This is a genomic window from Bacillus sp. MC1252 (assembly GCF_056838025.1).
Window position 1 is genome coordinate 1741439 of the sequence record NZ_CM166369.1, and the last position, 13826, is coordinate 1755264.

Annotated in this window: 17 protein-coding genes and 1 pseudogene; 12 read left to right on the forward strand and 6 right to left on the reverse strand. The window is 39.7% G+C overall.

Annotated features, from left to right (window positions below):
- The first annotated feature begins 57 nt into the window (after window positions 1–57).
- The 6 genes from ACYH0L_RS08735 (at window position 58) to ACYH0L_RS08760 (ending at window position 2054) form a co-directional block, all read left to right on the forward strand.
- Window positions 58–561, forward strand: coding sequence for a TlpA family protein disulfide reductase (locus tag ACYH0L_RS08735; RefSeq protein ID WP_099728350.1), 504 nt, complete (start codon window positions 58–60; stop codon window positions 559–561).
- A 73-nt stretch (window positions 562–634) separates the two neighbouring features.
- On the forward strand, window positions 635–760 hold the full coding sequence (locus ACYH0L_RS08740) for an FbpB family small basic protein (RefSeq protein ID WP_003211002.1): 126 nt from the start codon (window positions 635–637) through the stop codon (window positions 758–760).
- A 51-nt stretch (window positions 761–811) separates the two neighbouring features.
- On the forward strand, window positions 812–955 hold the full coding sequence (locus ACYH0L_RS08745) for an acid-soluble spore protein N (protein WP_008357830.1): 144 nt from the start codon (window positions 812–814) through the stop codon (window positions 953–955).
- Window positions 956–970: 15 nt separating this feature from the next.
- The gene (gene tlp, locus ACYH0L_RS08750; RefSeq protein ID WP_099728351.1) at window positions 971–1213 is read left to right on the forward strand and encodes a small acid-soluble spore protein Tlp; all 243 of its coding nucleotides are present in this window, start codon (window positions 971–973) and stop codon (window positions 1211–1213) included.
- A gap of 103 nt (window positions 1214–1316) precedes the next feature.
- A complete protein-coding gene (locus ACYH0L_RS08755; protein WP_099728352.1) occupies window positions 1317–1739 on the forward strand; it encodes an acyl-CoA thioesterase in 423 nt (140 codons plus the stop codon).
- 3 nt (window positions 1740–1742) lie between these two features.
- Window positions 1743–2054, forward strand: a complete 312-nt coding sequence (locus tag ACYH0L_RS08760) for a hypothetical protein (RefSeq protein ID WP_099728353.1) — start codon at window positions 1743–1745, stop codon at window positions 2052–2054.
- A gap of 38 nt (window positions 2055–2092) precedes the next feature.
- On the opposite strand, the gene ACYH0L_RS08765 is transcribed toward ACYH0L_RS08760, so the two are convergent.
- Both ACYH0L_RS08765 and plsY read right to left on the reverse strand, forming a co-directional pair.
- Window positions 2093–2368, reverse strand: a complete 276-nt coding sequence (locus tag ACYH0L_RS08765; protein WP_370461103.1) for a HesB/YadR/YfhF family protein — start codon at window positions 2366–2368, stop codon at window positions 2093–2095.
- A gap of 110 nt (window positions 2369–2478) precedes the next feature.
- Complete coding sequence (plsY, locus tag ACYH0L_RS08770; protein WP_099728355.1) at window positions 2479–3060, reverse strand: glycerol-3-phosphate 1-O-acyltransferase PlsY; 582 nt, start codon at window positions 3058–3060, stop codon at window positions 2479–2481.
- 154 nt (window positions 3061–3214) lie between these two features.
- Here plsY and ACYH0L_RS08775 point away from each other — a divergent pair, with 154 nt between their 5' ends.
- The 3 genes from ACYH0L_RS08775 to parC all read left to right on the forward strand — a co-directional run bounded on the left by ACYH0L_RS08775 (window position 3215) and on the right by parC (window position 8453).
- The gene (locus tag ACYH0L_RS08775; RefSeq protein WP_099728356.1) at window positions 3215–3628 is read left to right on the forward strand and encodes a CoA-binding protein; all 414 of its coding nucleotides are present in this window, start codon (window positions 3215–3217) and stop codon (window positions 3626–3628) included.
- A gap of 416 nt (window positions 3629–4044) precedes the next feature.
- Window positions 4045–6012: a DNA topoisomerase IV subunit B gene (parE, locus tag ACYH0L_RS08780; protein WP_099728357.1), complete on the forward strand. Its 1968-nt coding sequence runs from the start codon at window positions 4045–4047 to the stop codon at window positions 6010–6012.
- A gap of 2 nt (window positions 6013–6014) precedes the next feature.
- Window positions 6015–8453, forward strand: a complete 2439-nt coding sequence (gene parC, locus ACYH0L_RS08785) for a DNA topoisomerase IV subunit A (RefSeq protein WP_099728358.1) — start codon at window positions 6015–6017, stop codon at window positions 8451–8453.
- 54 nt (window positions 8454–8507) lie between these two features.
- On the opposite strand, the gene ACYH0L_RS08790 is transcribed toward parC, so the two are convergent.
- From ACYH0L_RS08790 to ACYH0L_RS08800, 3 genes are all read right to left on the reverse strand, one after another.
- Complete coding sequence (locus ACYH0L_RS08790) at window positions 8508–8633, reverse strand: hypothetical protein (protein ID WP_256499615.1); 126 nt, start codon at window positions 8631–8633, stop codon at window positions 8508–8510.
- Between the two features lie 43 nt (window positions 8634–8676).
- Window positions 8677–9006, reverse strand: a complete 330-nt coding sequence (locus ACYH0L_RS08795) for a hypothetical protein (protein ID WP_230030212.1) — start codon at window positions 9004–9006, stop codon at window positions 8677–8679.
- Window positions 9007–9200: 194 nt separating this feature from the next.
- Window positions 9201–10373, reverse strand: a complete 1173-nt coding sequence (locus ACYH0L_RS08800) for an MFS transporter (RefSeq protein WP_099728360.1) — start codon at window positions 10371–10373, stop codon at window positions 9201–9203.
- Window positions 10374–10549: 176 nt separating this feature from the next.
- Between ACYH0L_RS08800 and ACYH0L_RS08805 the strand changes: the two genes are divergently transcribed.
- Both ACYH0L_RS08805 and ACYH0L_RS08810 read left to right on the forward strand, forming a co-directional pair.
- On the forward strand, window positions 10550–11629 hold the full coding sequence (locus ACYH0L_RS08805) for an isocitrate/isopropylmalate dehydrogenase family protein (protein ID WP_256499617.1): 1080 nt from the start codon (window positions 10550–10552) through the stop codon (window positions 11627–11629).
- A pseudogene (locus tag ACYH0L_RS08810) lies at window positions 11626–11852 on the forward strand (LbetaH domain-containing protein); the annotation flags it as partial. The gene ACYH0L_RS08805 and the pseudogene ACYH0L_RS08810, both read left to right, overlap by 4 nt.
- Window positions 11853–12309: 457 nt before the next feature.
- Here the strand turns inward: ACYH0L_RS08810 and ACYH0L_RS08815 are convergent.
- A complete protein-coding gene (locus ACYH0L_RS08815) occupies window positions 12310–13068 on the reverse strand; it encodes a class I SAM-dependent methyltransferase (RefSeq protein ID WP_482354462.1) in 759 nt (252 codons plus the stop codon).
- 502 nt (window positions 13069–13570) lie between these two features.
- Between ACYH0L_RS08815 and ACYH0L_RS08820 the strand changes: the two genes are divergently transcribed.
- A complete protein-coding gene (locus ACYH0L_RS08820) occupies window positions 13571–13774 on the forward strand; it encodes a hypothetical protein (protein WP_099728364.1) in 204 nt (67 codons plus the stop codon).
- Window positions 13775–13826: the final 52 nt, after the last annotated feature.

The window sequence follows — 13826 nt, forward strand, 5'->3', positions numbered from 1 at the left end:
AGAAGAGAAGGCGCTCGAAAGCTTTCTCTTCTTTTTTAAAATAGTGGAGGATCAATCATGTGGAAAAAAGTAATGGCAAGCGCTGTTTTACTTGTGTTGATTGGTTTACTTGCGTGGAATTTATTTGGGCCAAAAGAGCCGGCCATCGGTCTTGAAATAGGGGATCAGGCCCCTGATTTTGAGCTCAAAACACTTGATGGCAAAACCGCATCGTTATCTGATTATCGCGGGAAAAAGGTGCTCGTCAATTTTTGGGCGACATGGTGTAAACCATGCAGAACGGAAATGCCGGATCTAGATGCGATCAGAAGCGAGAATGATCAAGTCGAAGTACTAGCAGTGAATTTGACGACCACTGAAAAGAGTGTGGATCATGTCGCAGCATTCAGAGATGAATTAAAGCTGACCCTTCCTGTTTTATTGGACCAAAAAGGCATTCAAGCGAGGTATCAGGTGCTTTCATATCCAACTACATACATATTAGATGAAAAAGGACGCATCATGTCTGTGAAGCATCAAATGCTGACAAAAAAAGAAATTGAAACAGAGCTGGATCTATAATGATTCAGCTCTTTTGCTTATTTTCTAAATTTTTTGGCGAAAATGTAATACACATACACTGGAGGTGAGCGGAATGAGAAGAAGAAAACGCCGTACATTTGAAGAGCTTGTGCTTGAAAATAAGAAAGAATTATTAAGTAATGAGGAATTTTTAAACCAGCTAGAAGAAAAGTTGGAAGAGCGCTTTAGACAGAAATAAGTTATGTTTTATCCGTTTTCGTTCATCCTAAAGAAGAGGGAGGGATGAATGATGGGTAGAGAGCATGATAAACAAGCACAGTTTACACCAGACCATTTAGGGACAAAACCTGTGGCGTACAAACGCAATAAAGGTAAAAAGATGCATAATAAATCAAATGAACAGCCTGATGTGATACAGACGAAGGGCGAATAATAGGAGGGAAGCATGATGAATGGCAAGTCATATCAATCCAATCCAGATGATCGTTCTGATAATGTTGAAAAGCTCCAAGATATGATCGAGAACACGCTAGAAAATATTGATGAATCTGAAGCAGCGATGGCTCTTTCGACAGAGGAAGAACAGCAGATGATCAAGCAAAAAAATGAAAATCGCAGAACGAGTATTGACGCCATGCGTTCTGAGATAAAGGACGAAGAAGCAGCAAGAAAGAATGGCTATACCGAATAAACCAGGGATTCCTGGTTTATTTTATTGCCTCTTTTTAGAAGAACCTTTTGGAATGTGGTAAAATGGCAGAGACCTTAGGTTTCGATAGGAGAGCGATGAAAACGTGTATGTATCCAAAAAAGAAATAGAAGTCCGTTATGCAGAAACAGATCAAATGGGCATCGTTTATCATGCCAATTACTTAATTTGGATGGAAGTCGGCAGAACAGCGTTGATTAAAGAACTGGGATTTTCCTATGCGCAGCTAGAAGCAGACGGTGTCCTTGCACCTGTTGTAGATCTTCAGGTTCGATATAAAAAACCATTACTGTACGGCGAAACCGCAATCATCCATACGTGGATTGAAGAATACAATGGTGTCAAAACGGTGTATGGCTATGAAATTCAAAAGCCTGATGGACAAACAGCTATTACGGGGACAACCTCACATATTTGTGTAGACAAAGACACCTTTAGACCTATTCAGTTTAGAAAAGCCTTTCCTGCCTGGCACAAAGTATACGAACAGTCGAAAAAGCAGGGTTAATCTATGGCATTTGGTATTAAAAGAAGCGATTTGAACGCATGGAAATCAGCTGTTCGGCAAGGGAAAGTCGCCTTTTTGACACACTATTGGCTTGATGACCGTTTTCCAAATGCCAATACCGTCACAAAGGCAGCCTGTCAGGATATGAAGCAATTAATGGCTTGGGGAGAAACACATGGATTAAAAAAAGAATGGATTCATGTTCGAGAAGGCTTTCCTCATTTTGACCTGATCGGTGAATCGCAAGAAAGGATCTTGCAAAAGGAGCGGTCTTTAGGAAACATTCAGGAGTATGGACTATATATTGATGTATAAAACAAAAAAGATACCCGAGGGATGAGGTATCTTTTTTGTTATTCATAATGAAACTCTGGTTCTTTCACGGACTCGTTATAATCAATATGCAGATCATGGTTGTCAAAATACCAAATATCACTTTCCTCAATAAAGAAAGTAATACCTTCTAATTCAGCGGTTGCGCCGGCATTTTGAGGTTCATCTTTTGCGACGCCGAGAGAAAAGCCTTTTTGTACATTACTGCACCCGCCATATCTCACAAAAAAGCGAACATGATCACCTTTTTCTAAATCCAGTTCATCCTTGTACCAATTGAGTGCATCATCTTTCATCGTTAATTTCAATGTGATCGCCCCTTTTTGAAGTCATGCTGTTTTTTTACATGCAGAATGCAAAAACAGCTTTTCTGTACTTTTACCACATATTTAAACTTAATAAACGGCTAGAGCCATTTGATTTTCGGTTCAGTTTTGTTGAGAATTCGTTTGAGGTTGGCGATGTGTCTGTAGATCACAAAGCCAGCAAGAACGGCTACAACAATAATTAAGAATAGGTCTTGGGTGAATATGCTGTAAATGAATGTATAGATTCCAGTCAGCATTGATGATAAAGACACATATTTACTAATGTATAAAAATAAGAAAAAAGCAGCGATCATTGTGATAAATAAGAACGGGGCATAAAATAGCAACACGCCGCCTGACGTAGCGACTGCTTTTCCCCCCTTAAATTTTGCAAAGACAGGAAAGCTGTGACCGATAACAGCAGCAACTCCTGCTAGTAAGGGATGAATGTCCAGCTGCATGAAAAACGGTAAAGCTGAAGCGAGAGTCCCCTTTAAAATATCAGCTGTAATAACGATAGACCCTGCTTTTACCCCAAGCGTACGAAATGCATTCGTCGCACCTAGGTTCCCGCTGCCATGTTCACGGATATCGATTCCCTTTGCAGCTTTCCCGACAATGAGACCGGATGGAATACTGCCGAGTAGATAAGCCAAAATAAACATCAAAGCAATTAACATCTGCATAACTCCTTTATATTCTCCCTCTTGTCTTACATTTTAACATGATCTTATGAAAAACATGGCGATCTTTTTTTGAAAAAAGAGAAGGAGAATGAATTGAGCTTTGTTTTTCAGAAGAAATTCGCTAAAATAGAAGAAAAGGAGTGTCTGGATGAATAATCCTACTAAACAAGAAATCGGGCGTATATTAAAGAGCAGCAAACGAATTGCTGTTGTTGGTTTATCAGATCAGCCGCACCGAACGTCTTATATGGTCTCAAAAGCGATGCAGGATGCCGGTTATGACATCATTCCGGTGAATCCAACGATTGATGAAGCACTTGGCGTAAAATCGGTCGCGTCTTTAAAAGACATTCAAGAGCCTGTTGATATTGTCAATGTCTTTAGACGTTCAGAATTTTTACCTGAGGTGGCAAAAGAATTTCTTGAAATGGACGCACCTGTTTTTTGGGCACAGCAAGGCGTATATCACGAAGAAGCGAAAAGATTGATTGAGCAAAAAGGGAAAGTGGCCATCATGGATTTATGCATTAAAGTGGCTCATGCTATGACAAAAACTCATTAAATCGTCAAAAATCCTTGAAAAACCAAGGATTTTTACTTTTTTGTTGCAGAAATATATTTGCGATTCTAGAAGAAAGCGATAAAATAAGGCGACAGGGACATATCGATGACCTTGCATATCGAGAAAAAGAGCGATAAGATAAAGATGGAACACACGTTCTGTTTTGCTAAAACCATCATATGATTGCATTTGGCTTATGAAACAGTCTTGTTTATAATGGACTTCTAGTTCTGATTGCAGAATATGGGCCATTCTCATAGTCATGCAAAAGAGCATGTATAGCTGAATCACACATGCATGGTGATGATGCAGCTTATTAAAGTGGACAGTAATGAGCAGCATGATCATCATTAAAATCTAGAGAGATCATTTGATGATTAGCCGGTTATGTTTGTTAGTGAAAGGGGATTAAGCATTTGGTTAAAAAGCAGCAAGTAGATTATAACGATGATTCTATTCAGGTGCTAGAGGGGCTTGAAGCGGTCCGTAAACGTCCAGGTATGTATATTGGATCTACGGATTCACGCGGTCTTCATCACCTTGTCTATGAGATTGTAGATAACTCTGTCGATGAAGTGCTCGCTGGCCATGGAGATCATATCATTGTCAAAATACATAAAGATAACAGCATTTCCGTCCAAGATAAAGGACGAGGAATGCCTACTGGTATGCATAAGCTTGGAAAACCGACACCTGAGATCATTTTAACTGTCCTGCACGCAGGCGGAAAATTTGGTCAAGGCGGATATAAAACAAGTGGTGGACTTCACGGGGTTGGGGCATCTGTTGTAAACGCACTGTCAGAATGGCTCACTGTAACAATTGAACGAGATGGCTTTATTTATCACCAGCGATTTGAACACGGCGGCAAGCCAGTAACATCACTTGAAAAAATCGGGAAAACGAAAAAGACAGGAACACTGATTCATTTTAAGCCAGACCCAACAATGTTCAGTGTCACCACCTATAATTTCGATACATTATCAGAACGTTTAAGAGAATCAGCCTTTTTATTAAAAGGGTTAAAAATAGAGCTGATCGATGAACGGCACGATGTACAAGAAACCTTTTATTATGAGACGGGCATCGAAGCATTCGTAGCTTATTTAAATGAGGAAAAAGATGTACTTAGTGAAGTCGTCTCGTTTGAAGGGGAGCATCAGTCCATTGAAGTAGATTTTGCTTTTCAATTCAATGATGGCTACTCAGAAAATATCCTTTCCTTTGTCAATAACGTAAGAACAAAAGATGGCGGTACGCATGAGTCTGGTGCAAAAACAGCAATGACGAGAGCCTTTAATGAATATGCACGCAAAGTAACTCTTTTAAAAGAAAAAGACAAAAATTTAGAAGGCACTGATATTCGAGAAGGACTGTCTGCCATTATTTCTGTCAGAATTCCTGAAGAGCTGCTTCAATTTGAAGGACAAACAAAAGGAAAGCTTGGGACAAGTGAGGCACGGTCATCTGTTGACACTGTTATTTCTGAAAAACTTGCTTATTTTCTTGAAGAAAACCGGGAAACGGCGACTCTTCTTGTGAAAAAGGCCATTAAAGCACAGCAGGCAAGAGAAGCTGCTAGAAAAGCAAGAGAAGAAGCGAGGAGCGGCAAGAAACGTAAAAAGTCCGAAGCGACGTTAAGCGGGAAATTAACACCTGCTCAATCTAGAAACCCGGCAAGAAACGAACTGTACCTAGTAGAGGGCGACTCAGCGGGTGGATCAGCAAAGCAAGGACGTGACCGAAAGTTCCAAGCGGTGCTTCCGCTTCGAGGGAAGGTCATTAACACTGAAAAGGCGAAGCTTGCTGATATTTTCAAAAACGAAGAAATCAACACCATTATCCATGCAATCGGTGGTGGCGTCGGTGTCGATTTTAATGTAGAAGACATCAATTATGACAAAATTGTGATCATGACAGATGCGGATACGGATGGTGCGCATATCCAAGTGCTTCTGCTTACGTTCTTCTATCGCTATATGAAGCCGCTGATTGAGCATGGGAAAGTATTTATTGCACTTCCTCCGCTATATAAAGTCAGCAAAGGCTCAGGGAAGAAAGAAGTTATTGAGTATGCATGGTCTGATGAAGAAATGGATGGCGTACTCAAGAAAGTTGGAAAAGGGTATACGATTCAGCGCTATAAAGGTTTAGGTGAAATGAATGCCGACCAGCTATGGGAAACGACAATGAATCCAGAGTCGAGAACACTTGTCAGAGTAAAAATCGATGATGCTGCACGAGTGGAACGCCGCGTCACGACACTTATGGGTGACAAAGTAGAACCGCGCCGTAAATGGATTGAAAAGAATGTCGCCTTTGGACTTGATGAGGAAAGCAACATTCTTGAAAATGAAAACTTGTCGCTAGCTGAGGAGGTTTAAACATGGCACAACAAGAACGATTTCATGATTTACCATTAGAAGAAGTGATTGGAGACCGGTTTGGTCGCTATAGTAAATATATTATCCAAGACCGTGCGCTTCCAGATGCACGCGATGGACTAAAACCTGTACAACGAAGAATTTTATATGCGATGTACGCAGAAGGAAACACACAAGATAAAAACTTCCGTAAAGCTGCCAAAACAGTTGGTAACGTCATTGGTAACTACCATCCGCACGGTGACTCATCTGTTTATGAAGCCATGGTCAGAATGAGTCAGGAATGGAAAGTACGAAATGTGCTGATTGAGATGCATGGGAATAACGGAAGTATTGACGGAGATCCTCCTGCTGCCATGCGTTATACAGAAGCAAGACTTAGTGCGATTGCTTCAGAGCTTTTAAAAGATTTAGACAAGGAAACAGTCGAATTTGTCGCAAACTTTGATGATACAAGTAAAGAACCGGTTGTATTACCAGCGATGTTTCCAAACCTTCTAGTAAATGGATCAACAGGAATTTCAGCTGGTTATGCGACCGATATTCCTCCGCATCACCTGGGAGAAGTGATTGATGGGGTCATTAAACGAATCGAACAGCCGCACTGTACGGTTGAGGAATTAATGACAGTCATTAAAGGACCAGATTTCCCAACAGGCGGTATTATTCAAGGTGTGGACGGCATTAAGAAGGCTTATGAAACGGGAAAAGGAAAGATTATGATTCGCGGAAAAGCGGAGATTGAAACCATTCGCGGCGGACGCCAGCAAATCGTGATCACAGAAATCCCTTATGAAGTCAATAAAGCCAACCTTGTGAAAAAGATGGACGAGTTCCGAATTGAAAGAAAAGTAGAAGGTATTTCAGAGGTTCGAGATGAGACAGACCGTACTGGACTTCGAATTGTTGTAGAGCTGAAAAAAGAAGCTGATGCAAATGGTGTCTTGAATTTCTTATATAAAAATTCTGATTTGCAAATCCCGTATAACTTTAATATGGTTGCGATACATAATCGAAGACCGACCTTAATGACGCTCACAACAATACTTGATGCATATATTGCCCATCAAAAAGAAGTGGTAACGAACCGCTCAGCATATGAGCTTCGAAAAGCGAAGGAACGTCATCATATTGTAGATGGTTTAATTAAGGCCCTTTCCATCTTAGATGAAGTGATTGCGACAATCCGCTCGTCTAATGATAAGCGTGATGCGAAAAATAACTTAATGGAGAAATATGACTTTACAGAAGCCCAGTCAGAAGCGATTGTTTCTCTCCAATTATATCGTTTAACGAATACAGATATTACGCAATTAAGAGACGAAGCAAGTGAGCTTGACGTGCGTATAGCAGAACTTGAAGACATTTTAGGGAACGAGAAAAAGCTGCTAAAAGTGATTACGACCAGTTTGAAAAAGCTCAAAAAAACTTATGCTGATGAGAGACGATCTGTCATTGAGGAAAAGATCGAGGAAATTAAGATTAACCTTGAAGTGATGATCGCATCAGAGGATGTATACGTTACGGTCACGAAGGATGGATACATCAAACGGACAAGCCAGCGCTCCTATGCCGCATCTAACGGGAAGGACTTTGGCATGAAGGATACAGACCGGCTGATTCATCAGTTTGAAATGAATACAACGGATGTTCTTCTTTTGTTTACGAATAAAGGGAGCTACATTTATTGTCCGGTTCATCAGCTACCAGATATACGCTGGAAAGACATGGGCCAGCATATTACGAATATTATTTCGATTGATCGTGATGAATCTATTCAAAAAGCGATTCCAATTAAAGAATTTGATGAATCGTCCTATCTGGTGTTCTTTACAAAAGGCGGTATGGTGAAGAAAACAGAGCTTCTCCAATATAAAGCGCAGCGATATTCAAAACCGCTCGTCGCCTTGAATCTAAAAGGTGATGATGAACTCATAGATGTTCACGTCACAACAGGACAGCAAGAATTGTTTATTGCAACGAAAAATGGTTATGGATTGTGGTTTGATGAAGAAGAAGTGAGCGTTGTAGGCCCAAGAGCGGCTGGTGTCAAAGGAATCAACTTGAAGGAAGGGGACGAGGTGGTCTCTGGACAAATCATTGATCCGAAGAACGATGTCTTAGTTTTGACGACACAAAGAGGTGCCGTGAAGCGAATGAACCTCTCTGAATTTGATAAGACATCAAGAGCCAAACGCGGAGTGCTCATGCTAAGAGAATTAAAGAAAAACCCGCACCGTATTGTGGCTGTGATCGCTGCATCTTTGCACGATACACTTGAGATTGATACGGAAAAGGGTGCCATGATTCCGCTTGATATCTCTACTTTAAGAGCGAATGATCGTTATAGCAATGGATCATTTATTGTAGATGAGGAGGAGCAGGGAGAAGTGACCCATGTCCTTCTATCACCGGAATCTACTCCAGATGAGAATAAATAAGCAAACGAAAACCCCCTGAGATAGACAGGGGGTAATTTTTATAATTTGGGTCATTTAGCTCTCGTGGTTGCCGAACAAGCTTGTAATGGCGTGAACCACTTCTATTCCTTGGTAGACAAAAAGTGAAAGTGAAGTGACAGAGAACAGACCTACAATGAATAATCTTAAGAAAAATAACATCGTGTAAAACCTCCCAATTTTTGTTTTGATTTCAATGGTTGGGTTAAACACGAGCTGCTCGGAAATAAGAAGATTGATAGAACACTGCAAGTAAATGCTTCTTTTTCCGGTCAAATCGATCAGTATAAGTGATGCGTGCAAATCCAGCTGTCATACTGCCAATGATCAGCAGTGCTGTAAATGCGGCAAATACTGCGTTCACATGTTTCTTTTCATCGCCTGTTGTCTGAACGATTTTTATTTCATGTGATTCTTGATCGGCAACCACTTTTGCATGATGGTATACCTGAACGGAATGAGGCATTGAGAACAAATGAAAACTTGCCAGTGCTATGAATAAGACAGCTAATTTTAACAGCATATTTTTTTTCATTTTTCTCACCCCTCCCTGTTTATTTTCATGATCTTACCACGTTTTCAGTTATTTGAAAAGTCTTGTTTTTTTACTTTCCCTCATTTAAAATGCTGTAAACATCAGGACATATATAGGACTGTTTCACTTCGTGAAAGGTTTCAATTTTATTTTTTAAATTTAAAAAAAGTGCCATGATGAGAATCTGGCACTTTTCAGTGAGAATGTAATGAATGAGGTTTTGCTACAGCTTTTGTAAAGATTCCCGCAATACAAATAGCGAATAGAACAAATATAAAGGCATGAAGCAGTCCTACCTCATTGGCGAGCAGTCCTAAAATTGGTGGCCCAGAAAGGGAGGCTGTGTAACCAGATAAGGTCACAATGCTGACGCGTTTGACGGCGTAGCGGCTATCATCCCCAGCTGCCGAAATGGTCAGTGGGAAGCCTAAAGAAGCGCCAAGTCCCCATAAAAAGATGGATATCATACACACTACGAGTGAAATCTTTAAAATGACTAACAATAGTCCTGCAGCAGCTGAAAAAATAGCGACTCTTAGCAATAACACCCTGCCAAAGCGATCAATTAAACGTCCGCTAATCAGTCGTCCACTAATCATCCCGCATAAAAATAAAGCATAGATGACGGTACTCATGGAATGTGAAACCTGGTAGCCATCTACCATCGCAAGTGGAATCCAATCATTTGCAGAGCCTTCTACAAATGCAAGACATAAGGCGATCATCGCAAGAGATATCGTCCGTTTGTTCAGCCATGCCGCATGAGAACCATCAACTGTTTTTGTTTGCTTCTCAAGATGATCCTTTCCTGTCCCGTGGGGAATAAACCGTGTACAAATCAAAATGCTGAGAAAGAAAAGAATGGCAATGATCAGAAGATGAATCAACACAGATACCCCTAGATGGATAAAGAGAATCCCAGCACCTGCACCGATTAACGTGCCAATGCTGAAGGAAGCGTGCAAAATAGGCAGGATGGTTTTCCTGATGTTGTACTCAATTTCCGTCCCTTCTAAGTTCATGGCCACATTGCACATGCCTGAGCCCGCTCCAAAAAGAAAAAGACCGGCAGTGACCACAAGGGTAGAAGAGAGCGTTGAACCAGTGGCGAGAGTCGTGAATCCAGTGAACATCAAAAAAGCGCTGATCACAATGGCCACTCGTCCGCCTTTTTTACGAACGAATATATTGGAAAGGACAAGTCCAACAATAGAACCAACAGATAAACCAAGTAAAATAAGACCCATTGTCCCTGTATTCGCTTGTAATAGATCTCTGACTTCCGGTGTCCGTGAAAACCATGTAGAGATGGAGATCCCAGACATCGTAAAAATGACAATAATCGCTTTATACCACTTTAATTCCATCTAATCCCTCACATTTAATGATATATATGACAGAACAAATCTACTCGATTATAAATGAGACTTCCTGATTCGTAAATAACATAAGGGAGGATCATACTGAAATTTTAGTCAAAAGAAATGAAGCCTTCACAATGCTTCTAGTGAAAGGTAAAATCAAGACAAAGGGGGCGGGTTTTATGCAGTCATATCGAATCGGGGTATTGAAAGGAGATGGGATTGGGCCAGAAATTGTACAAGCAAGTATGCGCATCTTAAAGGCAGCGCTGTCACAGTTTCATGAGTCATTTGTGGAATTTGTAGAATGTCCAATCGGTTTTGAAGCGATCCATTCTCCTCACCAAGATCCTGTGCCGACATCTACTAAAGACGAATTGAAAAAATGCCACGGGTGGATTTTAGGGCCTCATGATTCTGCATCATACCCAGACATATTTAAAGAGAGGAGGAATCCAAGCGGAGAGCTCCGTCATACGTTTGATCTATTTGCGAACATTCGTCCGTCTCAATCGTTACCAGGGGTACAAAGCCTTGCACGAGACGTCGATCTCGTCATTTTTCGAGAAAATACAGAAGGCTTCTATCCAGATCGGAACATGTATCATGGGGTAGGAGAGTGGTTGATTACACCAGATGTCGCTATATCTACAGGTGTATTTACAAAAAAAGCGATTACACGTATTGCCCATGCAGCCTTTCAAAGTGCGATGGAGCGCAGGCGAAAGGTTACTATTGTTCATAAGGCAAACGTTATCAAATTAGGGTCTGGTTTGTTTTTGCAAACATGCCAAGAGGTAGCAAAAGCGTATCCGCAAGTGGCGGTAGAGGATGTACATATCGATGCAATGGCGGCTCACTTGGTGAGACGTGCAAGTGATTTTGATGTGATTGTGACAGAGAATATGTTTGGTGATATTTTATCAGATTTAACAGGGGAACTAGTCGGAAGTTTAGGAATAGCCCCTTCATTAAATTGTAACGAAAACCAAGCCATGGCACAGGCAGCACATGGATCAGCACCGGATATCGCTGGGCAAAATATTGCCAATCCAATGGGCTTGATTCTTTCTACAGTGATGCTTTGTGACTGGTTACATGTGAAATATAAAGATGAAAGGTTAAAAAAGACGGCTGCTCTTATCGAACGTACACTTCATGAGATCATGAAAATGAACGTTAAAACGAAGGATTTAGGAGGAAACGAGGCGACGACACAATTCACAGAGGCATTCATTCAAACCATGAATTCAAATAAATAGAAGGGAGATTTCAGCACAATTTCGGATACAATATCGAGGTTGGTGAGCATTTTTTTGAATTTTGATCTGGACATCAGCTTGATCCAGTAGAACGTGCAAAAGGCATTGAAGGTGTCACCATTGGCGATAATGCTGTCATTGCGTCTGGCGCCGGTGTAACGAAATCGATGGAAATCCTGTGAAGTTTATTAAACATCTTGAAGAATCAAAATCTGACGAATGAACGAAGGATTTTGATTTTTTCTTTTTTATCTTAATAAGATAAGTATACTTAATTTTGAGACAACAGAAATTGATTCTCAGTTTAACTTCCTAGAATATATATTATGTAAACTAAAAAATATAAAGGACTCGATGAATGCCTTCTTTTAAAATGAGATTGGAAAAACCTTTACGTCTTTTAGCCTCCTCGTTTTGCTCTATTTCCATAAAATTTTCTGCCTGCCTTTACTGCTAATGTTTTATTAGCCGTTCATCTTATCACGGCTTTAATAGTTGATAAAGTTCTTTCCTTATCCCTATTTCCATTAAGTTATCATCTATAATTTCAGGAGTGAACCCACGTATAGCTTTTGCAACATCCACCGCTTCTTTTGAAAATAATTGTGTAGAGCCTCTCAGATCTACAAATAAAAGAACAGAGCGAAAAGAAACGCTCCGTTCTTTTTCAAACATCTATTTTATTTTCGTACAGCTTCAAATGTAATGAGTTGGGTATCTTTGGATGGTTCTTTTTTATAAGTATAGTCCGCAGAACAAGTAATATTAGAAAAACCAATGCTTTCTAATATAAGTTTGAATTCTTCAATTCCATACCATCTCATTGCGAACTTCTGTAATTCTGTGTCTATCAGCTTACCTTTTCTCCATTTCTCATACTTTAAATAAGTTAAGGTATATTGATCGATCCAGTTTATTTCAATTGATTTGCTTTCTAAAGAAATGCTTTCTTCGTCAGAAAGAGGAAAGGCTGCAGTAGTAATTTCTCCTGTACGCCAATTGATTGGTAATTGTAAATCAACTATTACACGTCCTCCTGGCATTAAATGATGATAAAAGCATTTTAGAGCTTCTTTAGCATCCATTAAACTTTCAATCAAGCAAAAGGAGCCTGTAGGTATAACGATAGCTTTATACTTTGTTTCCAAAGAAAAACTACTTAAGTTACCTTCATAGAGCTTTGGATTTAAGCCCCTTTCTTTGCATCGTTTCCGACAAGAATCTAACATTTCTGTCGAATAGTCAATTCCATCAACAATAAACCCACTTTCAATTAAGGGAATTAAGAATCTCCCCGAACCGACAGCAGCTTCAAGTACCTTCCCTTTAGTCCCTTTTAACCTTTCAAGATAATAATCAATATCACCCTCAATTGAATACCCCACTGGTTTCGTAAAATCATATAATTCCGTACTTAATGAACCATAATAACTAAACATCTTTTTCCCTCCGATATTAAATGCGGAAGGGTTTTAAACTGAACGATTAAAACTTCCGCACCTGAAATTTGTTAGATGTAGGTAAAGATCTGACTATCATAATAAATCACTCACTTTCTACATAGTATTGTTACATTATACACTTTCTTTAGCGTTTCCCTTTAAAATGATTGCAGGTTTTAACCCATTTTGAGAGTAATTTGGAAATTATCTTCTACAACCTAAATACTCTTAATATTGATTACTAACGTATAGATATTTCATTTTGATTTATTAGTCGTTCAGTATGGATCCGCTTAAATTATTGATTCCTTATTTGATTAGTGTTTATAATGCATACAATAGTATCTATTAAAATGTTAATAGGATACTGTTACTAACTACACTAATGTTTGCGTATCCAAGATCTTTTAATGTCGATTTCATTCCTTCAACATTTTCGATGGATTGAGGATAGGTGCAGTAGTAGCTTGTTCCAAATTGTGAGTCTGGGAGTGTTTCTATGAATAAATTATTGGCAATGTCGATATTAGGATTGGGTCTTAGTGGTGCCGCTTTAATTCTCTCAGTCTCTTTGTTATTCAAATCCCCAACAGAAAACTTTGAGCTGATGTTTGCTGCTGGATCAGCAGGGACTTGCGCAGTTTTCTCTGTCTCATCCCTAGTTCTTCGAAAACGTTTAAATCATTTAACTGACAAAAAGTAAAGTAAGTGCAAAAAAATCCCAACCCTACAAGGTGGGGATTTTTTATTTAACT